The organism is Staphylococcus sp. mip270_02, assembly GCF_054031535.1.
Genome location: NZ_CM132934.1, coordinates 393,500 through 414,660, shown reverse-complemented (window position 1 = coordinate 414,660; position 21,161 = coordinate 393,500). Strand labels below are relative to the sequence as shown.

At 30.9% G+C, this 21,161-nt stretch carries 21 protein-coding genes and 2 pseudogenes; 7 read left to right on the top strand and 16 right to left on the bottom strand.

Going from position 1 to position 21,161, the window contains the following annotated elements:
- Positions 1-29: 29 nt before the first annotated feature.
- Positions 30-1,322 (bottom strand): arsenite efflux transporter membrane subunit ArsB, encoded by a 1,293-nt coding sequence (gene arsB, locus ACW5YJ_RS01795; protein ID WP_196218777.1) that lies wholly within the window; start codon positions 1,320-1,322, stop codon positions 30-32.
- Positions 1,319-1,633 (bottom strand): ArsR/SmtB family transcription factor, encoded by a 315-nt coding sequence (locus ACW5YJ_RS01790; protein WP_457338396.1) that lies wholly within the window; start codon positions 1,631-1,633, stop codon positions 1,319-1,321. Before ACW5YJ_RS01790 ends, arsB begins: the two co-directional genes overlap by 4 nt.
- A gap of 667 nt (positions 1,634-2,300) precedes the next feature.
- Between ACW5YJ_RS01790 and ACW5YJ_RS01785 the strand changes: the two genes are divergently transcribed.
- Positions 2,301-2,564, top strand: coding sequence for a DeoR/GlpR family DNA-binding transcription regulator (locus tag ACW5YJ_RS01785; RefSeq protein WP_259339155.1), 264 nt, complete (start codon positions 2,301-2,303; stop codon positions 2,562-2,564).
- A 173-nt stretch (positions 2,565-2,737) separates the two neighbouring features.
- On the opposite strand, the gene ACW5YJ_RS01780 is transcribed toward ACW5YJ_RS01785, so the two are convergent.
- The 3 genes from ACW5YJ_RS01780 to cstR are packed head-to-tail and all read right to left on the bottom strand — an operon-like array spanning position 2,738 to position 4,386.
- Positions 2,738-3,346 carry a class I SAM-dependent methyltransferase gene (locus ACW5YJ_RS01780; RefSeq protein WP_318755067.1) on the bottom strand — a complete coding sequence of 203 codons (609 nt, stop codon included), beginning with the start codon at positions 3,344-3,346 and terminating at the stop codon, positions 2,738-2,740.
- Positions 3,347-3,370: 24 nt separating this feature from the next.
- A complete protein-coding gene (locus tag ACW5YJ_RS01775; RefSeq protein WP_457338395.1) occupies positions 3,371-4,126 on the bottom strand; it encodes a sulfite exporter TauE/SafE family protein in 756 nt (251 codons plus the stop codon).
- Positions 4,126-4,386, bottom strand: coding sequence for a persulfide-sensing transcriptional repressor CstR (gene cstR, locus ACW5YJ_RS01770; protein WP_017722250.1), 261 nt, complete (start codon positions 4,384-4,386; stop codon positions 4,126-4,128). Before cstR ends, ACW5YJ_RS01775 begins: the two co-directional genes overlap by 1 nt.
- 138 nt (positions 4,387-4,524) lie before the next feature.
- On the opposite strand from cstR, the gene ACW5YJ_RS01765 reads away from it, so the two are divergent.
- A complete protein-coding gene (locus ACW5YJ_RS01765) occupies positions 4,525-5,592 on the top strand; it encodes a DsrE/DsrF/DrsH-like family protein (RefSeq protein WP_457338394.1) in 1,068 nt (355 codons plus the stop codon).
- 33 nt (positions 5,593-5,625) lie between these two features.
- Positions 5,626-6,960, top strand: coding sequence for a persulfide dioxygenase-sulfurtransferase CstB (gene cstB / locus ACW5YJ_RS01760; RefSeq protein ID WP_107551628.1), 1,335 nt, complete (start codon positions 5,626-5,628; stop codon positions 6,958-6,960).
- Positions 6,961-7,456: 496 nt separating this feature from the next.
- On the opposite strand, the gene ACW5YJ_RS01755 is transcribed toward cstB, so the two are convergent.
- Together ACW5YJ_RS01755 and ACW5YJ_RS01750 are read right to left on the bottom strand one after the other, a co-directional pair.
- Positions 7,457-8,191: an SDR family NAD(P)-dependent oxidoreductase gene (locus tag ACW5YJ_RS01755; protein WP_457338393.1), complete on the bottom strand. Its 735-nt coding sequence runs from the start codon at positions 8,189-8,191 to the stop codon at positions 7,457-7,459.
- Positions 8,192-8,259: 68 nt separating this feature from the next.
- A complete protein-coding gene (locus ACW5YJ_RS01750) occupies positions 8,260-8,703 on the bottom strand; it encodes a GNAT family N-acetyltransferase (RefSeq protein ID WP_017722246.1) in 444 nt (147 codons plus the stop codon).
- 149 nt (positions 8,704-8,852) lie between these two features.
- Between ACW5YJ_RS01750 and ACW5YJ_RS01745 the strand changes: the two genes are divergently transcribed.
- Entirely contained in the window at positions 8,853-9,296 is a 444-nt protein-coding gene (locus ACW5YJ_RS01745; RefSeq protein WP_017722245.1) for a MarR family winged helix-turn-helix transcriptional regulator, read from the top strand.
- 229 nt (positions 9,297-9,525) lie between these two features.
- Entirely contained in the window at positions 9,526-11,130 is a 1,605-nt protein-coding gene (locus ACW5YJ_RS01740; RefSeq protein ID WP_457338392.1) for an amidohydrolase, read from the top strand.
- A 356-nt stretch (positions 11,131-11,486) separates the two neighbouring features.
- On the opposite strand, the gene ACW5YJ_RS01735 is transcribed toward ACW5YJ_RS01740, so the two are convergent.
- Positions 11,487-12,164, bottom strand: a complete 678-nt coding sequence (locus tag ACW5YJ_RS01735; RefSeq protein WP_457338391.1) for an SDR family NAD(P)-dependent oxidoreductase — start codon at positions 12,162-12,164, stop codon at positions 11,487-11,489.
- 151 nt (positions 12,165-12,315) lie between these two features.
- Between ACW5YJ_RS01735 and ACW5YJ_RS01730 the strand changes: the two genes are divergently transcribed.
- Positions 12,316-12,870, top strand: a complete 555-nt coding sequence (locus tag ACW5YJ_RS01730; RefSeq protein WP_119604015.1) for a TetR/AcrR family transcriptional regulator — start codon at positions 12,316-12,318, stop codon at positions 12,868-12,870.
- Positions 12,871-12,898: 28 nt separating this feature from the next.
- On the opposite strand, the pseudogene ACW5YJ_RS01725 reads toward ACW5YJ_RS01730, so the two are convergent.
- From ACW5YJ_RS01725 to ACW5YJ_RS01700, 6 genes and pseudogenes are all read right to left on the bottom strand, one after another.
- Positions 12,899-13,332, bottom strand: a pseudogene (locus ACW5YJ_RS01725) (DUF1541 domain-containing protein).
- A 288-nt stretch (positions 13,333-13,620) separates the two neighbouring features.
- Positions 13,621-14,409 carry a phosphonoacetaldehyde hydrolase gene (gene phnX, locus ACW5YJ_RS01720; RefSeq protein ID WP_457338390.1) on the bottom strand — a complete coding sequence of 263 codons (789 nt, stop codon included), beginning with the start codon at positions 14,407-14,409 and terminating at the stop codon, positions 13,621-13,623.
- Between the two features lie 2 nt (positions 14,410-14,411).
- Positions 14,412-15,506: a 2-aminoethylphosphonate--pyruvate transaminase gene (gene phnW / locus ACW5YJ_RS01715; protein ID WP_135092875.1), complete on the bottom strand. Its 1,095-nt coding sequence runs from the start codon at positions 15,504-15,506 to the stop codon at positions 14,412-14,414.
- Positions 15,507-15,519: 13 nt separating this feature from the next.
- Entirely contained in the window at positions 15,520-16,521 is a 1,002-nt protein-coding gene (locus ACW5YJ_RS01710; protein WP_153671994.1) for an extracellular solute-binding protein, read from the bottom strand.
- Positions 16,522-18,147, bottom strand: coding sequence for an ABC transporter permease subunit (locus ACW5YJ_RS01705; RefSeq protein ID WP_171915519.1), 1,626 nt, complete (start codon positions 18,145-18,147; stop codon positions 16,522-16,524).
- Positions 18,137-18,892, bottom strand: a complete 756-nt coding sequence (locus ACW5YJ_RS01700) for an ABC transporter ATP-binding protein (RefSeq protein WP_457338389.1) — start codon at positions 18,890-18,892, stop codon at positions 18,137-18,139. The genes ACW5YJ_RS01705 and ACW5YJ_RS01700 overlap by 11 nt, the downstream gene beginning before the upstream one ends.
- Before the next feature lie 143 nt (positions 18,893-19,035).
- Between ACW5YJ_RS01700 and ACW5YJ_RS01695 the strand changes: the two genes are divergently transcribed.
- A complete protein-coding gene (locus ACW5YJ_RS01695) occupies positions 19,036-19,785 on the top strand; it encodes a DeoR/GlpR family DNA-binding transcription regulator (RefSeq protein ID WP_135092872.1) in 750 nt (249 codons plus the stop codon).
- Between the two features lie 470 nt (positions 19,786-20,255).
- On the opposite strand, the pseudogene ACW5YJ_RS01690 reads toward ACW5YJ_RS01695, so the two are convergent.
- Positions 20,256-20,429, bottom strand: a pseudogene (locus ACW5YJ_RS01690) (rhodanese-like domain-containing protein); the annotation flags it as partial.
- Between the two features lie 40 nt (positions 20,430-20,469).
- Positions 20,470-21,159, bottom strand: a complete 690-nt coding sequence (locus tag ACW5YJ_RS01685) for a type 1 glutamine amidotransferase domain-containing protein (protein WP_457338388.1) — start codon at positions 21,157-21,159, stop codon at positions 20,470-20,472.
- Positions 21,160-21,161 lie beyond the last annotated feature (2 nt).

The following is a 21,161-nucleotide window of genomic DNA, read 5'->3' as shown; positions in this document are numbered from 1 at the left end:
TTCTTAAAATATAATTAAATCCTCTTTTCTTAAAATATAATTAATGTAAGGTATAAACCTAAGAGTGTTATAAATAGTACTGGAATAGTAACAATGATTCCGGTTTTAAAGTATGTTCCCCAAGAAATCTTTACACCCTTTTGTGTTAAAACATGTAGCCATAATAATGTTGCTAAAGAACCAATTGGCGTAATTTTAGGGCCTAAATCAGAACCTATCACATTCCCATAAATCATACCTTCTTTAATAGTACCTACTACATTTGATTGTCCGATAGCAATAGCGTCTATTAAAACAGTTGGCATGTTGTTCATAATAGAAGACAAGAAGGCAGCTATAAAGCCCATACCCATGATACTGCTGAACAACCCATAACTTGAAATATTAGATAATACATCAGCTAAAATTGTTGTGATTCCTACATTTTTTAGTCCAAAAACAACAAGATACATACCAATAGAGAATAAAACAATATTCCATGGCGCACCTTTAATCACTTGTTTTGTATGAACTGCTTTAGATTTACGAGCTAACAGTACAAAGATGAAAGCAATAATACCAGCAATAATTGATACTGGGACTTGGATAAACTCACTAACAAGGTAACCCACGAGTAGTATGGCTAATACAATCCACGAAATTTTAAATAATTTAGGATCTTTAATTGCATTTTTAGGGTCTGTAAGATTTTCTGTATCGAACGTTTTAGGTATAGATTTTTTGAAATATACCCATAAAACGAGGATACTAGCAATCAGAGAGAATATATTAGGAATAATCATTCGACTAAAATATTCAATAAACCCAATATCAAAATAATCTGCAGAGACGATATTAACTAAGTTACTTACAATTAAAGGTAGTGATGTAGTATCAGCAATAAAACCACTGGCAATAATAAAAGGAAAAATCACTTTTTTATTAAATCCTAGATTCCTTACCATCGCTAATACAATTGGCGTTAAGATTAATGCTGCACCATCATTTGCGAAAAATGCTGCTACAATTGCCCCAAGTAGCATGATAAAAACAAACATTTTTAAGCCGTTACCGTTTGAAGCTTTGACCATATGTACCGCAGACCATTCAAAAAAACCAATTTCATCTAATATTAATGAAATAAGAATAACAGCTACAAAGGTTAAAGTAGCATTCCAAACAATACCAGTTACTTCTAATACATCAGAAAAACTAACAACCCCTGTAATGATAGCAACGACAGCTCCTATTAAAGCTGTAATACCAATATCTAAACCTTTCGGTTGCCATATCACAAAGATTAAAGTTAACAAGAAGATTATAATTGCTAACGTCGTCATCAACAGCCACCTGATTTCATATTTTTACATATACAGCGCTGATTAGATGTGTTAATGATATTTAAATTTTGATTGGTGTCGCGTAAAATAGCATGATTAAGTTGATACATGTGTTTGTTGCCATCTTTTCTTGTAGTAACTATATTGTTATCTACTAATGACTTCATATGATGACTTAGTGTTGGTTGTGAGAATTGAAAATGTTCCAATAAGTCACATGCACATAATTCACCACAAGATAGTAAATCTAGTATTTCTAACCTGCTTGGATCTGATAAAACTTTTAGTATTGATGATAGTTCTTTATAAGACATTAATATACCTCCTATACAGTAAATAGATTAACATCTATATAGATATACGTCTATACTTTTTTGTGTATACCACTATGAATCTACATATTTCATAAACTTTTTGCTATATAACTAAATAGTTGCAAATTGTCTATCTAAATATTTCTATAGTTGAAAATGCAAAGTTTAAGCTATAATTTTCGTTTCTTCTCTTTCATACATAAAAGAAAGAAAAATTCACTTTAATTAAATTAAAAAATGGACTATCGATAATCAATAGTCCAATTTTATAAGTATAATCTTAATGTTAATTAAGTACCCACGATAAAATCCGTCCAATAATAACATAGATAATAAGAAATCTCTTGAACATACCCTAGAGCATTATACTAAATAATAAATTTTCATCTGAAATTCTTAATACACCATGTAATACTAGCGGAATATCAATGGGTTCTTGTATGGCTTTCATTTCTAAAAATCCTAAATCTGGTTCGCCTTGATATTTTCAATTACCAATAATACCGTCTTCATTACTTATTCTATATTGTTAACCAATCATCATGATTTATAACGATATGTAACTATAATGACACTTAACCAAATTTTTGAGAAAGCGTCTTTTTATAGAGAAAATAATATACATTATATTATTACTATCACGATGAATGAAAAAATTCACTGACTTATTAATAAATCTTTTATGTCAGCAACAGGTGTTAATATTCAAAACGGATTGTCTAATTCTGAGATGGAAGAAAATTTGATAAAGCAGTATATTACAAGTAAAGCTACAGAAACATTTATCTTAGCCGACCATAGTAAAATGGGGAAATCCACTTTACTCACCTATTGTGACTTAAGCGATATTAACAAAATGTTTACCGATAAAATTCCTCCAAAAGATATCAATGTTTTTTGCCAAGAACATAATATAGCTGTTTATTTTTAACGGTGGACTTCAATATGATAAAGCGTCATCTAGTAAAACCATTTTTGAAATGATTTTATTAGATGACGCTTTTTTTATAAAACATCAATTTCTATAACTAACTCAATATAAATTAACTCTTATTTTTAGTCAAAGTTATTTAACGTACTCTGTTATCATCTTATACTCAAATATTATATTTTTTCTATATAACCTTGAATTATAGAACCTGTGCCAGTGTGTTTAATACCTTCATTACGATAAACCTCATGCTGTTCTAATTCGTGAATCTTAACAGGTAAGTGTTTTAAATAAGCTTCGATTTCATCAATTGTATATAACATGGATTCGTCTTTAGGACCGCCAGTGCCATATGCTAATTGTTCTTTTGAATAAAACTCAAAGTAACTATAACCCCCTATGACTAATGATTGAACGAGATTATTGAACATCTCTTGTTTACCTTCATTAGGTACATGGCCAAAGATATTAATACTATAGTCAAATGATGACCCAGCCGCTAAGTTAGGTTTTGTGATGTCTCCATAATTTGCATTGATGTCAACATGTGCTGCTTTCGCTAATTGGTATTGTTTATTAATCCCCACTTGTGACATATCATAAGTCGTTATATCATACCCGAGTTTTGCTAGATATACCGCGTTACGGCCTTCACCTTCTGCAAGTAATAAAATTTTTTCATTATTGTCTGTTGGCTTTTTAAAAATACCTTTAACAAATGAATTCGCTTCTTTGCCATAAATATATTCTTCTGAATCAAATTTTTCATCCCACTGATTCACTTTAAAGCCCCCTTTTTAAATTTATTAAAATACAAGTTGTATAATTGCAATTGCGATTAAGATACTGACAATGCTTTTTTGCACAATGTCAGGTACCTTGGAACCTATTTTTAGTCCTATAGGCGCAAAGAGCATGCTTCCAATTATTAAAAATATTGCACTTTCGATAGGGATATAGCCTTGTATGAATTTAATAATAAAAGCCCCTATTGATGAGATGAAAGCAATGACGATACTGTTAGTCACTACTGTATTCATTGGCAACTTGAATAAAACTAATAATACGGGAATAATAATAAATGCGCCGCCTGCACCTACAATGCCTGATACTACGCCAATTCCAAATCCTACTAAGATAAGTAAAACAGGTTTGAACCTTACCTCTTGGGAAACAGATTTAACTTTAACAAACATTAATAATAATGCAACTATGGCGATGATTATATATATATTGTTTATAAAAGTAGCGTTAAATAAATTAGCTAGCATTGCTCCGAATATGCTTCCAATAACCATACCCCCACCCATATTCATTACAAGTTTAGGTGAGAATTCAGCTTTCTTTCTTGCTTTAAATGAACCGCTGAGTGTACTAAAAAACACTTGGCTAGAAGTGAGACCCGAAGCAATGTATGCGCTATAGGCAGGAGCCCCTAATAATGATGGTAACAACAAAATAGCTGGATAAATAATAATGGATCCTCCTATGCCTACTAAGCCAGATATAAAACCTCCAAATATACCAATCAACAACATAGTTATTATATTGAGCATATCCATTATTTACTTTTTACTAATAAATTCACAGCTTCATTAATCATTTCTTGAGAACTTTCTCCCTTATCATCGGCTGCTTTTACACATTCTATTAAATTTTCACTTATAATAACGCCCATCAAACGTTGGATTGAACTCTTTGATGCACTGAGTTGCGTAATGACATCTTTACAATCTTTTTCTTCTTCCATCATTTTAATAACGCCGTTTAATTGGCCTTGTATTCTATTGATGCGATTTACCATTTGTTTATTATAATCCATATTGGTTTCCTCCGATTTTAAATTGAATATACTTATAGTAATAAATTTATAGTAAATTGTCAAATACCCAGAGGGGTATTTGACTCAAGTTATTCCCACCTGTTACTATACCCCTATAGGTATCTAGAGGAGGAAAATATGAAACAATATCAAGAAGAACATATTAACGAATTAAGTAAAGTAGAGTTAGAGCAATTAGCGAAAAAAGGACAATTGATTGATGTTAGAACACCAGAAGAATACAAATCAGGCCGTATTGATGGTGCAATATTACATTCTGTAGAAAATATTGACACATTCGCTAAGAACAAGGATAAAACTTATTATATCTACTGCAAAAGTGGTAATAGAAGCGCTAAAGCAAGCGAATATTTAGCTAAACAAGGTTATGACGTTGTGAATTTAGACGGTGGTTATGCAGCTTTTGAAAAACAAAATATCAATCATGACGATGTGGTAGAAAATGGTAATAAAGTAATTAAACCGAACCGCAAACAATTTAATTTTAATGGCCTTCAGTGCCCGGGACCAATAGTTAATGTTAGTAAAGAAATTAAAAATATTGAAATTGGTGACCAAATCGAAGTAACCGTTACAGACCCTGGTTTTCTTAGCGATATTAAAAGCTGGGTGAAACAAACAGGACACACACTTGTAAAGCTGAACGAAAATAACAATGAAATTAACGTCGTTATTCAAAAAGAAAAACCACGAGAATTAGAAGTAAATCATACCGATAAAGGTACGACTATCGTTTTATTTAGTGGTGAGTTAGATAAAGCAGTAGCGGCAATGATTATTGCAAACGGTGCTAAATCTGCCGGCAGAGATGTAACTATCTTTTTCACTTTTTGGGGACTTAATGCATTGAAAAAAGCACAAGCAACTCATGTTAAGAAGAAAGGTATTGCAAAAATGTTTGATTTTATGTTGCCTAAGACACCAGTACACATGCCATTATCAAAAATGAATATGTTCGGTTTAGGTAATATCATGATGCGTTATGTTATGAAAAAGAAAAATGTTGATTCCTTACCGTCACTTATAGACCAAGCAATTGATCAAAACATCAAGTTAATCGCATGTACGATGAGCATGGACGTTATGGGCATTACAAAAGAAGAACTTAGAGATGAAGTCGAATATGGTGGCGTGGGAACTTATATTGGTGAAACAGAACAAGCCAGTCATAATTTATTCATTTAATAAACTAAATTTATTTTAAAAAGGGAGATTTTTATGTTTTTCAAACAATTCTATGATAATAATTTATCTCAAGCCTCTTATTTAATTGGATGTCAACGTACAGGAGAAGCGATGATCATAGATCCAATACGGGACTTAACAAAATATATGCAAGTTGCAGATGATGAAGGTTTTACAATTACACAAGCTGCTGAAACGCATATTCATGCTGACTTTGCTTCAGGCATCAGAGACGTTGCGGACAAATTGGACGTAAGCATATACGTATCTGGTGAAGGTGACGATGACTTGAGTTATAAAAACATGCCACAACAAACCCATTTTGTTAGACATCAAGACACTATTTATGTAGGAAATATTAAATTAGAAGTCTTGCATACACCAGGTCATACCCCCGAGAGTATCAGTTTCTTACTTACTGACGAAGGCGGAGGCTCTAATATACCGATGGGGCTATTTAGTGGTGACTTTATCTTCGTTGGTGATATAGGTAGACCTGATTTATTAGAAAAAGCAGTACAAATGAAAGGGTCAACAGAAGTCGGTGCCAAACAAATGTATCAATCTGTAAATAGTGTTAAAGATTTACCAGATTATATTCAAATTTGGCCAGGCCATGGCGCAGGTAGTCCATGTGGTAAAGCTTTAGGGGCAATACCTATGTCTACGTTAGGTTACGAAAAAATAAACAACTGGGCCTTTAATGTAACTGATGAAGCAACATTTGTTGAAACATTAACATCAAATCAACCAGCTCCACCGCATCATTTTGCCCAAATGAAACAAATTAACCAATTTGGTATGAACATGTATCAACCATATAATGTTTATCCTAGCTTAAACAATGAAAGAATCGCATTTGATCTTCGTAGTAAAGAAGCTTTCCATGGCGGTCATGCGCAAGGAACTATCAATATTCCTTATAATCACAACTTTATTAATCAAATTGGTTGGTATTTAGACTATAATAAAGATATAGACTTAATCGGCAATAAAGCTACGATTGAAGAAGCAGTGCATACTTTACAGTTAATTGGTTTTGAAAATGTAGCAGGTTACCGTTTACCACAAACAACAACCATGACGTCTTCTATTCATAGCGCGGATATGACTGGCAAAGAAACTCATGTGCTAGATGTGCGTAACGATGAAGAATGGAACCAAGGACATTTAGAACAAGCGGTGAATATCCATCACGGAAAATTATTAAATGAGAGTATACCTTTTGATAAAAATGATAAAATATACGTTCATTGTCAATCAGGAGTTAGAAGTTCTATCGCAATCGGTATACTAGAATATAGAGGTTTTACTAATATTGTAAACGTTAGCGAAGGTTATAAAGATTTTTCATTAGCATTGAAATAAATCTAATCAAGGTTCAGCGTATAATATCTTTGGCTAATAAATAAAAGTCAGTTTCTATTGAAATAATATAGAAATTGAGAAAATCATATATTCAAAAATTTAATCAATTCACAATGATAACTATGTTAAAAACAAGGCATCATCAATACCAAATCTAGAGAGAAATGGTTACTGATGATGCCTTATTTTATATATCACTTTAGGAACTACCGTCCTATTCACCCATAGGTTCTATATTATATCCATTGAATAATTAAGTGACATAAATAATGTACGTAAAAATGTTCCTTGTTTTATATAGAGTATATTTCTACTTTTCGATAATGTTGTTAAATAAGAACTTGTTTTTTCTTATTGTACTGAATATAAGAAAGGTAAGTAACTATAGAGCAATAAAAATTTTTAACTAGAGTTTTGGCGCAGAAAAGCAAATAATATTATCAAAAAATTATAAAATAATAGTTCCTCATAATATGAAATTCTTAAAACTGCTTTATTATAATGCTGTCAGACCGCCATCAATAACAAATTCAGCCCCTGTAGAATAACTAGCTTCATCAGAAGCTAAAAAGATAACCATGTTTGATACTTCTTCTACTTGTGCTACACGTCTCATAGGAATCGTTTTTTTGAATTTTTCTACTTGCTCTTTAACATCTTCTTGCTCTAACATAGCGGTTTGGATAACCCCCGGATGTACGGAATTAACACGGATATTGTAAGGAGATAATTCTCTAGATGCTGCTTTAGTCATACCTCTAACAGCAAATTTTGTATCAGTATATCCAATAGCACCCCCTACTAAACCGTTCATAGATGATATGTTAATAATTGAACCGGCCTTTTGAGCTTTCATAGTCTCTGCTACAGTCTTCATACCTAAAAATACAGAAACCTGATTAATATTCACAATCTTCATATAAGCTGCTAAACTCAATTCTTCTAAAGGTGTACTATAAGTAATTCCTGCATTATTAACCAATACATCAATACGCCCCCATTTCTCAATAACTGTGCTTATTACATTGCTCCAATGTTCTTCATTCGCCACATCATGTTGAATAAATATAGCGTTTTCTCCAAATGTTTGTGAAGTTTGTAACCCTAGTTCTTTGTTTATGTCAGTAATTACAACTTTTGCACCTTCATTTAATGCTTTTTCAGCATGCATTTTGCCCATGCCTTGTGCTGCTCCAGTAATAATTACAACTTTATCTTTTAATCTTTTCATTTTTTATGCACTCCTTATTTGGTTTAATTTATGTTATGAATCTTAGCTACTAAACACTACAGTGGCAATTAATGTTTATTATACTTAAATATTAATTCACCATTTAAATCATCTATTGATGTATAACGAAAACCTAAATCTTCATATAACGCTCTTGCAATATCATTATTTCTAACAATACTTAAATAGATTGTGTTTATATCATATTTATTTAAAACTAAATTTATCAGCAATTTCATAGCTTCTCGACCATAGCCTTTACGTTGATGTTGTTCATCAATAAGAATTCGATCAATCCAAGTTTCTTTGTTTTCTCCAAAGCAACCATACATCGCAAAACCAACGACAATATCACTTTTATAAATTGCTACTGGATGCCACTGTGAAAATTTCATTGCTTCGTTCAAACAATCCGTTATTGTTTCTATAAAATGAAATTGTTTCTTAGCTATTTTTAAATTTTTAACTTCATTTATATTAAATGAATTAACACTTTCTATATAAATACTCATAATTCCTCCTCGTCCTCTCCCTAAAATTATTATCTTTTAGCTTATTTTCAATTTATAAAAGTTTACATTTATTATACTATTAAATATTTTACCAGAAAGATAATTACTGGTATATTAATATCATAATAATTTTAGAAGAAGGAGTAATTATGGAAAACAATAATTTTTTTGAACTTATTCATAATGCAGAGTTGCTCAACGATGCTACAATGACGCTTTTCATGAAAAAATTCAATATGAATGTCAATATATCTCAGATTTTGGCTTTATCTAAATTAAAAGATAAAGGTTCACAAAAACCGTCATCTCTGGCACTTTCTTTAGGATATACCTCAGGAGCTATTACTAAATTAACAAACAACCTTGTAAAAGAAGGCTATATAATAAGAGAGCAACAAGAAAATGATCGACGTGTTATTTTAATTACAATCACTGATCGAGGGTTAGATGTTTTAGAAGAAGCTCAAAAGCAAGGCCGAAACTTGAGAAATGAAGTTTATTCTGTTTTAAATACCGAAGAAGTTGAGCAACTACTAAGCATACAAAAGAAATTATTTGAACATGTAAAATACTTAAATACTAAAATAGAATAAAATAAATTGATGTGCGATATGCTTGGTATTGTAGCAAATTTAAGTAATAACCATTAGTAAATCAAGTAATTTTAGCTTTTTCGAAACAAAGAACTAAAGTTGTTATTTCATATATTACTGAAAACTCAAAAAGTAAATTGCGAAATTAATTAAAAGCAATGTAAAAAAATACCACCCTAAAAATAAGGTGTCCAATAGATTATTAACAGTAAAATAGGAGGTTTTATAAATGGAAATTTCAAAGATAGTTAATGCAAATATTTTAGATATGATAGATAATAAGCCTTATCTTGCTACATTGTATTTAAAAGATGGGTATATTGATCAAATTATCTCCCAAGATTCAATTATAAAAGATAATGAGGCACTTGATTTAGAAGAAAAATGGATTACACCTGGTTTTATTGACACTCATAGTCATCCCACAGCATATGGTACTACAAAAACAATGGTAGATTGTTCTGCAAATAAAATTTCTAATATAGATGAATTAATTCAGCAATTCAAAGTACAAAAAGAAAATTTATACAAAAAAGGATGGGTTATGGGCTTCGGTTATAATGAAAAATCATTAGAAGAACAAAGACATCCTAATCGCTTTGATTTAGATAAAATTTCAGAAGATGTTGCTATATGCGTTATGCATTATTCGGGGCACATGGCTACTGTTAATACAAAAGCTTTAGAGTATATGGGAGTTAGTTTGGATGACCCAGATCCTGAGGGTGGCTACTATGAGCGTGACCAAAATGGCAAAGTTAATGGTGTATTAATTGAAATTCCAGCAACTGCAAAATTACAACATGCTTTACCTGAGGCTAAACCAGAAGATACTATCTATACAATGAATTTAGCTGTAGATGACTATGTTAAAAGTGGTATAACTAATACATCTGATTTATTAATTGGTAGTAGAGGATATATAGATTATGAGGGAGTACTTAAATTTTTGGAGTCTCCTCAGAGAATTCGCACACGTTGGATGTTAAGTCATGAATTATTAGAGCAAAATCACAATTTAAAAAATATTCATGCTAACGAAATTGAAGAAAAGTTAAATAATATAAGTAATGGTATGGGACATTTAGGTGGAGTTAAATGTTTTAGCGATGGCTCTATACAATTACAAACTGCATCAATTCGTAATAAATACTTGGATGGCAGTGAAGCGCCTGCACCATTAATGAGTAACAACAAACTGATTGATATATTTAAACATTTTCAAAAATTAGGATTTAACATCGTGACGCATGCTAATGGTGATTTTGCTGCTAAGTCAGTCATTAACGCTTATAAAGCTACAGCTGATTATAAAAAAACACCTTTATTAAATCGTATTGAACATCTACAAACAGTCACACAGGATGATATTAAAGAAATGGCTGAACACAACATTGGTGGTTCTTTCTTTATCAATCATGTATATTATTTTGGAGATTTACACCGTGATGTATTTTTAGGTGAAGAGAAAGCACAAAATTTAGATCCATTAAGATGGGCTGAAAATGCAAATATGACATTCACAATTCATACAGATGCACCTGTTACACCTATTTCTCCTTTAGAATCAATTCAAATTGCAGTTAATAGGATCACAAAAAACGGGAAAGTTTTAGGTGAAAACCAACGTTTAACACGTAGTGAAGCATATAAAAAAATGACTATAGATGCTGCTAAATTGAATAATACGGATGATTACGAAGGAGCTATTAAAAAAGGTAACGTAGCTGACTTTGTAATATTAAACAAAAACCCACTGGACACCAACGTAGTATTGAATGATGATTTAATTGAAATGACTATATGCAACAGTGAAGTTGTACATTCTATTTAACATATATTCACTTAAGGAAATTACGATACGAATACATTCACAAATTGTAAAATAATGTAGTTGCTTTTCTCTCAGGGGCCAATTTGCCCCTGAGATGAGATATTATCTATGTTGAAAATCCTTGCTCACATGACGCCGATTATATTATTACGACATGTACGTATTGACTATACAAGTATAATGAAAAGACGATTAGTCACACCTACGAAATCCCCCTCACTACTAGCAATAGTGAGGGGTTAGTGCGTTTATGTTAGTTCCTTGATAAATGTTCTATAACTTCCTAACATAGTAAAACATAAAAACGTTTAATTAATATAAAAATAAAGTTTGATCATTTAATTACGGTACACTCATTAGGAAATATCAGATTGTTTAAGACCTTTTGGAAAGGTCTCTTCAAACTTTTCTTTTTGACTATATAAATTATACCAAGCCTCCGCAATCAAATTTGGGTCTCCTACTGTTCCAGGTTCTATCACTGTTCCTATTGAAAGATGTCTGATAAATATGCCTTTATCTTCCAGCTGAGAGTAGAGGTTTTCAGCATAATTACGTAAGCCAGCGCCTATAATCCCAGCGTTTCCAGCAAAAGGTAAAGGGAATATTGTAGATACACCTGTTGTAAATAGAATTGCCCCCTCTCCTTTATTTATCATATCTGGTAAAACTTCGTTAACTAACTGAATTGATGGGAATAAATAAGTTTTTAACATTTCTGATACACTATCTGGTGTAGTTTCTAATATATTTGTGAATTTATCTTCTTTGGCGTGAGGGCTAAACTCTATGACATCAATTGAACCAAACTCAATTTTAATTGTTTGGATAGATTTTTTTAATTCTTCCAAGTCTGTGATATCTGCTATATAAGTTTTTGTCTCGATGTTTAAATTACTCAGGTTTTCTTGAATAACTTTTAATTTCTCAACATTTCGAGAAATAGTTGCTACTCTAAATCCTTCAGCACCAAATTTTTTAGCTATAGATAGTCCTAAACCAGTACCTGCGCCTACAATGACTAATGTTTTCATTTTAAGTAGCTCCTTGTCTATGATATATTAAAACAACAAAGTGTTGCTTTAAGTAAAATATACAATTAATAAAGTGATATAACAATCAACAAACCATGCTTGAATGTTGCTATAGCAACAATAACTTTAAATTGTTGAGGAGATGATTCAAATGGCAGAAAAAGTAAAAAATTTGAGAGTGACACATACGAAACAATCATTGATTAACGCCTTTTTTAGTTTAGTAGATAAAAAAGATTTTGAGAAAATAACAATAGCAGATATCACAAAAGGGGCTAAAGTAAATAGAGCAACATTTTATGCTCATTTTGAAGATAAATATGACTTAATCGACTATGTTATGGAAGATTTTGCTACAGTTTCTATTGAGAACTATGTTTCGGAAACTATGATTTTTAATCAAGAAAATATAAGTCAACTCATTTTAGCAGTTCACGATTTTTATAAAGAACCTAATATTGAATGCAGAAGTAGCTATGCAGGATTAGCATTACCTCAAATGAAAGAAAAAATACTAAGCGAGTTGAATAATGTTTTAACAAAAAGTTTGAAAGGTGTTTATGAAGATAATGAAAAAGAAATATTTGTGCCTATTTTTTCACAAATGGTTCATGAAGCCGCATTACAGTTAGCTGATAGTAATGGCACGATAGAAAAGGAAGCATTAGCTAAGAAAATTGCATTATTTATAGTTGGAAGAGCGTAATTTTTAATTATAGATATTAATATTATATTTAACGCGGTTTTAGTTCATCACCTATCATCCTTTTATGATTTTTAACCATCTTATTATTTTTTGTTGATTTATAATCTAACATGTAGACAGTTGTGTTTTTTACATCATCTATTTTAGCTTGTGCACCTTTCATACCATCCATATGATTAGCTCTAATTTAACTATATCGCCTTTTTCGAACCCTTTTTCAGGAGCATCTTTAATTTCTTCATTTACGACCAATTTATGATTATTTATTTTTTCATCCTCATTTTTAGGTTTATAACTAACAACATAAGCATGCGTTTTGTAGGCGCCTTTAACTGTACCTTCTGCGCTTTTCATGCCTAGCATATAAGCTGTTGTTATAGTCACTTTATCTCCTGGTTTAAACTTCTCTTTCTTAGTTGATGTCATATCCTCTAGCGCTTTACTTTCACTATGATGATTCATGTAGTTGGAAAAGAAAAAACAGTTTAATACAATGAAGTTTTTAAATAAAGGTGACTACGAAGCAATAAATTGTAACAGTAAAGTTCAAAGATATTTAGGTGGTGTTGTTTAAAAATGTTGAATACTTCGAGAGAAAGTAATTTATTCTCAGATGTTAGTGAATTTGATAATTTTTATAAAAAAACACCTCCGAATAAATTCATCCTGAAGATGAATTCAACGAAAGCGTCTTTATTTTACATCTTATATTTGAGACTATTTTAGTAAATAAGGAATATCTTTAATGTTTTATTCTTTTTTATTTAATTCTGCTAATAATAGCGGTAATTCTGTTATATCTTGTAATACGTAATCTGCCCCATTAGCTATGAATTTTTGTTTTGTTTCTTCTATAATTTTATTTTTTTCCTCTTTATTCAAATTATTCCACTCATTTTCTCTTAATCCAACAACCGAGCTGCCTTTAATAATACCCACTGCTGTAATACCACTATTAACTGCTTCTTTGATATCGGATACAGTATCTCCTACTTTTATTACTTCATGAACCGATTGTAATTCGAGTTGGCGCATATTTTCAAAAATCATATATGGATACGGTCTGCCATATCCCCCCACATCATCAGCTGTTACAATATAGTCAGGTGCATATCCCTTTTCTTTCGCAGCTGAACTCACTATTTTCATCATTTCTCTTGTATATCCTGTTGTAGACCCAATAACATATCCTTTGTCTCGAAGGTCGTCTATGACTTCAGTCACATTAATTATTGGATCAGTAAATGATTTTAGATTCTTCATTAATAGCTTTTCAAATTGATTATATAAATTATCTATGTCTTGTTCGTTATGTGGTTTTCCGTATTGTTTTTGCCACAATTGTTGTATTCTTGGCATTTCTAACATAGTTTGAATATGATCTCTTTTTAACATACCCATTGGTTCACGAGCTTCGTCTATTGTCACTTTTACTTCGGCTTCTTTAAAAATATCTATAAATACATTTACAGGTGCAAAACAACCAAAGTCAACTGTAGTGCCAGCCCAATCGAATATAATTCCTTTGATTTTAGTCATATTTATTCCCCTCTCATTATTCGATATTGTTTTATTAGTTTAATCATTAATTCAAAGTCATTTCGATGTAAATCACCAATATTACCAATTCTAAACGAAGGTTTATTCATCAATTTACCCGGATATAGTACGAAATTTCGATGCTTCATATATTCATAGAAATCTTTAAAATCAAACGACTCATTGGGATATAAAAATGTAGTAATAATTGGTGATTGTACTGTATTTTTAACATAAGGTTCAAATCCCATTTTTTTCATTTCATTAATAATATACGTATTGTTACTTTGATAGCGTTGATATCTCTGTACTACGCCACCTTCTTCTTCTAATTCTCTGATTGCTTGACTAAAAGAAGCAACTACATGTGTAGGTGAAGTAAAACGCCACTTTCCATCTATATTCATATTTTTCCATTGATCATAAAGATCTAGGGATATACTCGTCGCATTGCCTTTACATAATTCTAATGATGTTCGTTTTGCAATAACAAATCCAAATCCTGGCACGCCTTGTATGCATTTATTAGCACTACTAATCAAGTAATCAATATTTAATTCTTCTACATTGATTGGGACACCGCCAAAGCTACTCATAGCATCTACTATTACTTGCAAGTTTTTTTGAGTAGCTATTTCACATATTTCTTTGATTGGATTTAAAATCCCTGTTGTTGTTTCACAATGAACAAATGCGAGGTGGGTTATTGTTGTGTCATCATCTATTATTTGCTTTAATTCATTGATGTTTGGTATAGCATTATATGGTGAATAAACTGAGGTTACCCTTTTATTCATCACTTGTGCCATCTTAATCATTCTTTCACCATACGCACCATTACTAATGATAAGTATATGATCATCATTGGATAATGCTGTTTGTAATACACTCTCAACAACGAAACTGCCACTCCCTTGTTGTAACACTGTAGTATACTTATTTGTATCTGCCATTCCTATTGTTAACAATTTTTGACGTATCGACTGCGTTAAATCTTTATAGTCATCGTCCCATGTGCAGCGATCTTCCAACATTTGAGCTTTTACTGTTTCCGTTGTCGTCAATGGTCCTGGTGTTAAAAGTTTATATTGTGTCATAATCAACGCCTCCTTAATTATTTTCTACTTGTTTTTTAGCATCGTTAAAAATATCTTGATGTTTTTCTAATAATTCCACCGTTAAACGTTCATTCCATTTTTTAGGATGCTTCGGTTTATGAGCTTTCTCTACTTTTTCTCCTTGATACAAAGGCACTGGATATGTTTTCAGTAAATTTTCACGTCCATATTGTTGAATAGTTTGAACCATTTTTTGCGCTTTTTGTTGTTTCTCTCCTCCTTTTTTCACTACGGCCGCAGCCTCTACTAGTGAATAATTACCTTCTTTAGGATCAATAAAATGTATCGGGTTTCCATTCTGTTCAGACTTAACAGCTTGGGCCCTTAACCCAATACCAACAGATACTTCCCCAGATTCTACTTTTTTAAGTGGCCCTGAACCTGAACTTTCTAAATGAGGTCCTGTATTTTCAATTAATTTTTTTAAAATTTTGCTTCCTTCTTCTTTACCGTATTGACCTAAAATACTTTGAATTACTAGCCATCCGGTTGAGGACTCCATAATATTTGGCATTGCAATTTGGTTCTTGTATTGAGGTTGGGTCAAATCTTTTACTGTTTTAGGAATAGGTAATCCTTGTTTTTCTAACGCTTTAGTATTCACAAATAAGGAACCCATATTTCCTAATAATGGAGTTATATAATTAGGAAAGGAATCAATAGCCTTTTTCTGTTTTTCTGCTTCCATTGATGCAAACATATTATTTTTATCTTGTGCACTTTCTAAGTAATAGGTAGATTGTGTAACAACATCTGCTTCAATATTTTTACCTTCTGCAATCATTTTGCCTCCTAATTCGGCAGTAGAATGTGGTTGAATAATATATTCTCCTTTAAAGCCATGTTGGTCTAAAGTTTTTTCCATAACAGTAATGGCTTCTTCATCAGAATTCGTTGCAATGACGACTTTATCGGTAGATGAGCCAAGACCAAAATACGAAAAATATAACAGTATTAGGCATAATAATACACCAACAAACAGTTTCAATTTCATTTAGCTCTCCCCTTTTCTACTTTGTGACTTTAGCCACCAACTCGTTAACAGTCGCGCAATAACATTAGTAATAAAAATTAAAATTGAGAGGATAAAGATATCTACAAAGCGATTAAAGTGTTGTAGCTGATTAATTTGTGTAGATACTATTTGTGTAGATGTCGACACTAAAAAGATCACGCCACTAATAGTTACCATTGCATTGATAAAATAATAATTAACCATTTCTACGATAGTTGTTTTCATGTTAGGAATAATAATTTTGAATATTGTCTGCGTCCAAGTATCTCGCATTAATGTACTTGTTGTATCCCACGAAGGATTTAGCTTATCTAACGCAGACTTAGCCATTAAGAATGGTGTCGTATAATAATGCACTACAATACTCAAAATAATGATAAGAAATGTGCCTTTAATGCTACTATTTTGGAAAAACAATAAATATGAAAGACCTAAAATCATTCCTGGAACAGTATTCGTAACCATCGACATCATTTTCAACACTTGTTTTCCATATAATTGAGTACGCACAGTAATGAGCGCACCACAGAAACTAATAATAGTCCCAAAGACTGCTGTTGCTACAGCTACAAATAATGCTTGAATATAAATATGAATCAAAATATCATCTTGAAATAATTTGATTACATGCGTCAATGTAAAGTTCAATTGATACGGGTAACGTTCTGTAAACGGTACGATAAACATAACCATGAATATTAATAAAATAATAGTGCTCAGTATAAAATTCGCACCATTCATAATATTGTCATGAATTGGTCGTTTTTTGACACCGGTATGATTATCTCCTTGTTGTCTCACATTCCATTTTTCTATCACTGACAAGAATATAAAGCCGGAGACTGCTGGAATAAGCATTAGTACCGCAATTACTGCACCTTCTGCAAATTTAGGTATAGAGCCTAAAATCATTTGATATAATGAGGTTGCTATAACGTTATAATCCGCACCTATCGACGCCGGAATTCCAAAATCAGTAAAACTTAATATAAATGACAATACAAAAGCATTTGCAATCGGAATTAATAATGGTCTTAATAATGTATGATAGAAACGTCTCCACCTATTATCTTTCATAATTAGTGAAATGTAATAAAACCTATGGTCTACATAATTAAATGCATTTGAAATAATGAAATAGGCTGCTGGTAATGTGTAGATTACATAGCCAATAAAAAGACCATTTTTACCATAAATCGTAAATGATGCATCACCTAATATACGAGCTAATATCCCCTCATTACCAAATAGATACATAAGTATAAAACCATATGTAATTGTCGGTACAAGCATTGGTAACAACACCATTGTTTTATTATATGTTTTAATCCAGCTCGCTCCGTGTGTCATATGAATTGTATAAGCTGCAAAAAAAGCTAATATAGTTGTCACAGTAGCTGCTAACAACGATATTTTTATACTATTAAATAATGAAGTCACTATAGTTTTATTATTTAAAATATCATCATAATAATGTAAGCTAAATTGACCATCACTGATAATTGAACGTCCTAATAAGAAAATAATAGGTATAACAAGAAATATAAGAAAAAATAAAATAATAAGTGTAAATAATATACGCTGACTATAAATTTTAGGCACCATAGGATGCTCCAAATAGTTGATAAATATGATTTCTTTTAACTTTAAGCTGATCTAAAATAAATTGTTCTACAAATTTATTTTTCGGTTCATTAATAATATTATCTGGCGTACCAAATTGTGCTACCTTTCCATTTTCTATTACAACCACCTTATCAGCCATAGTTAAGGCTTCCTCTGGGTCATGGGTTACAATGATTGTCGTTAAATTTAGTGTTTTTGCTATTTTTTGAATCATATCTTTAATAGATTCTTTAATTACACCATCTAATGCGCTCAACGGCTCATCCATCAATAAAATTTTAGGCTCCATAGCGATTGTTCTTGCAATAGATACACGTTGCTTTTGTCCTCCTGACAATTCATTTATCTTTTTATATAAATGTGGTCTAAGTTCGAGCAATTCTATTAAATCAGTCACCTTTTTATCATATGGATTTTTCTTCAAGTTTTTTAAACCGTAAATAATATTTTCGTAAGCATTTAAATGTGGAAACAAACAATAATCTTGAAATACAATATTAAAATCACGTTTGTGCATTGGCTTATTTTGAATAACTTCATTATTATAAATAATTTCTCCAGCACTTACTTCTGTCAAACCTAAAATCATATTTAATAATGTTGTTTTTCCACAACCACTCGGGCCAAGTAAACTAACGATTTCTCCATTATTGATAGCTAAGTTAATATCATTTAGAACTTCATTATTTTTATATTTTTTTGAAACATTTTTTAATTCTAACAATGTAGCACCTCCAATTTGCTATACTAAAAGTATACAAATTGTTTATTAACCTCATGTTAAACAAATGTAAAAGTTGATTAAGTGTTGACTACTTAATTACTAACTGTTTAATATATTACTATATAATTTAGGAGGATTCCACTATGTTACCTACTGAAAGAAGACGTAAAATAATTAAAGTGCTTGAAGAAAACGATTTTATGAAATTGAAATCGTTACAAGAAAATTTAGATATTTCTATGGAAACATTAAGAAGAGATGTTCAAAAATTAGCTAAAGAAGATTTGATTACTAAAGAATATGGAGGCATCCGTATCAAAAAAGAGCAAAATGGAGAATCAATGATTGAACAACGCTTATCTTTAAACTTAGCTAAGAAAGAAGAGATTGCTAAAAAAGCAACCAATGAAATTAAAAATGGAGATTGTATCTTTTTAGATAGTGGCTCTACTACTTTACAAATCGCTAAAAACTTAACTTATCATGAGAACCTAACTATCATTACTAATTCTATCCCGGTAATGTTACAAACATTAAACCAAGGTCACACAGTAATTAGCATAGGAGGAAAAGTGCGTAAATCAGAACAATCTATTACAAGTTTTGATTTTTTATTTAATTTTGATCGGTTAAATATTGAAAAATCATTTATTTGTTGTAGTGGTTTTTCATCAAATAATGGAGTGACTGATTATAGTTTAGAAGAAGTTGAAACACGTCGCAGAATATTACAAATGTCTAAAATTAATTATCTTACAGCAGACAGTAGTAAATTAAATAAAACCGTTACTATAAAAATATGTGATTTTAACGAACTTGATATATTAATCTGCGATAACGAATTAAATGAAAGTGATAAAGAGAAATTAATCAATGAAATATGTATAATTTAACTTTAAAATGTAGGTTATCATTACTTTCTACAAATTTTTATTAACTGTTCCTACTATATATTAGTAAATTAGATAAAGATAATTATCAAAAAATGAAGCTAAAAAACACCCTTAATAATTAACGATTTTCTTACTCGTTTCATAAACAAACTTTTGTATTTTGAAAGTTATTTTTCACATCATTTATATTATGTTACTTTATCTATTGCTTTGATGATGATAAATAATAGATATAATAAATTAATAGGAGAGAACAGAAATTATACTGTTCTCTCCTACTTGCTAATATTTATAATTTGTATACTAATAAAGTAATTAAGTCTCATTACCTAAATTTAGATGGATTTTATTGTTACTGAAAATTCTTTGTCATCTTCAACTCCATTAAAAGTAGTAAGGACAATTTTATTTCATCATACATTTACATAGAAATAATGACTCAATTTAAAAATAACCCATTATTGTCATGATTATTGAAATAATGCTGGGAATTCTTGATAGCCTTCTCTCATGTTAACAATATTTGTAAATCCTCTGTATTCTAGTATTCCCACAGCGATAGAACTTCTAACGCCAGATTGACGATGTAGATATATTTTGTCCCTTTTATCAAAGGGACGGTCTGCGTTTAATAACTTACCGTTAAGATACGGCTTTTAAAAAGCTGAGCAAAATTTGCTCAGCTTAATTTTTATTAAGTATATTATCAACAGCTTGTGCAACTTGTTTTGGTGATTGGGGATTTTGTCCGGTAACCAGTCTATTGTCGACTTTAACATAGGGAATAAACGGTACTTTGGCTTTACTATAATACGCTTCACGTTTTTTTATTTCGCTCTCTAACATAAATGGCACGACTTTTTTACGATTAGCTAAGATTTCTTCAGTATTAGAAAAACCAGTTATTTCTTTATTATCAATAAAGTACCTGCCATTTTCGTCTCTTACATTCAGTAACGCAGCTATGCCATGGCACACTGCAGCAACAATACCTCCATGATTATAAACTTCATTTATTGTATGTTGTATGGCTTCATTATTAGGAAAATCAAACATTACCCCGTGCCCACCAGTAAAGTAAATCACGTCGTATTCAGCAGATTTTGCTTCATTTATAGACTGAGAATTACTTAACATATCCATAAAAGATTGATTGTTGTAATACTTTTTAGTCATACTATCTAACATTAATGGTTTTAAACTAACTGGATCAATTGGCGTTCTCCTACCGTTAATATTAAATAAATCAATTTGATAATTTTTAGAGTTAAAATAATCATAGAAATGAACAAGTTCCCCAAGCCATAGTCCTGTCGCTTTACTGCTGCCTTCAAAATAATCTGTACTTGTATTAACTATCATAATTTTTTTCATTA

What these genes read in the sequence shown, in the direction of transcription:
- ACW5YJ_RS01705 (WP_171915519.1), bottom strand. Translation starts at nt 18,147, where the DNA reads ATGGTGCCTAAAATTTATAGTCAGCGTATATTATTTACACTTATTATT.
- ACW5YJ_RS01695 (WP_135092872.1), top strand. Translation starts at nt 19,036, where the DNA reads ATGTTACCTACTGAAAGAAGACGTAAAATAATTAAAGTGCTTGAAGAA.
- ACW5YJ_RS01735 (WP_457338391.1), bottom strand. Translation starts at nt 12,164, where the DNA reads ATGAAAACATTAGTCATTGTAGGCGCAGGTACTGGTTTAGGACTATCT.
- ACW5YJ_RS01750 (WP_017722246.1), bottom strand. Translation starts at nt 8,703, where the DNA reads ATGAGTATTTATATAGAAAGTGTTAATTCATTTAATATAAATGAAGTT.
- ACW5YJ_RS01710 (WP_153671994.1), bottom strand. Translation starts at nt 16,521, where the DNA reads ATGAAATTGAAACTGTTTGTTGGTGTATTATTATGCCTAATACTGTTA.
- ACW5YJ_RS01790 (WP_457338396.1), bottom strand. Translation starts at nt 1,633, where the DNA reads ATGTCTTATAAAGAACTATCATCAATACTAAAAGTTTTATCAGATCCA.
- ACW5YJ_RS01775 (WP_457338395.1), bottom strand. Translation starts at nt 4,126, where the DNA reads ATGGATATGCTCAATATAATAACTATGTTGTTGATTGGTATATTTGGA.
- ACW5YJ_RS01765 (WP_457338394.1), top strand. Translation starts at nt 4,525, where the DNA reads ATGAAACAATATCAAGAAGAACATATTAACGAATTAAGTAAAGTAGAG.
- ACW5YJ_RS01740 (WP_457338392.1), top strand. Translation starts at nt 9,526, where the DNA reads ATGGAAATTTCAAAGATAGTTAATGCAAATATTTTAGATATGATAGAT.
- cstR (WP_017722250.1), bottom strand. Translation starts at nt 4,386, where the DNA reads ATGGATTATAATAAACAAATGGTAAATCGCATCAATAGAATACAAGGC.
- ACW5YJ_RS01745 (WP_017722245.1), top strand. Translation starts at nt 8,853, where the DNA reads ATGGAAAACAATAATTTTTTTGAACTTATTCATAATGCAGAGTTGCTC.
- cstB (WP_107551628.1), top strand. Translation starts at nt 5,626, where the DNA reads ATGTTTTTCAAACAATTCTATGATAATAATTTATCTCAAGCCTCTTAT.
- ACW5YJ_RS01685 (WP_457338388.1), bottom strand. Translation starts at nt 21,159, where the DNA reads ATGAAAAAAATTATGATAGTTAATACAAGTACAGATTATTTTGAAGGC.
- phnW (WP_135092875.1), bottom strand. Translation starts at nt 15,506, where the DNA reads ATGACACAATATAAACTTTTAACACCAGGACCATTGACGACAACGGAA.
- phnX (WP_457338390.1), bottom strand. Translation starts at nt 14,409, where the DNA reads ATGACTAAAATCAAAGGAATTATATTCGATTGGGCTGGCACTACAGTT.
- ACW5YJ_RS01755 (WP_457338393.1), bottom strand. Translation starts at nt 8,191, where the DNA reads ATGAAAAGATTAAAAGATAAAGTTGTAATTATTACTGGAGCAGCACAA.
- ACW5YJ_RS01730 (WP_119604015.1), top strand. Translation starts at nt 12,316, where the DNA reads ATGGCAGAAAAAGTAAAAAATTTGAGAGTGACACATACGAAACAATCA.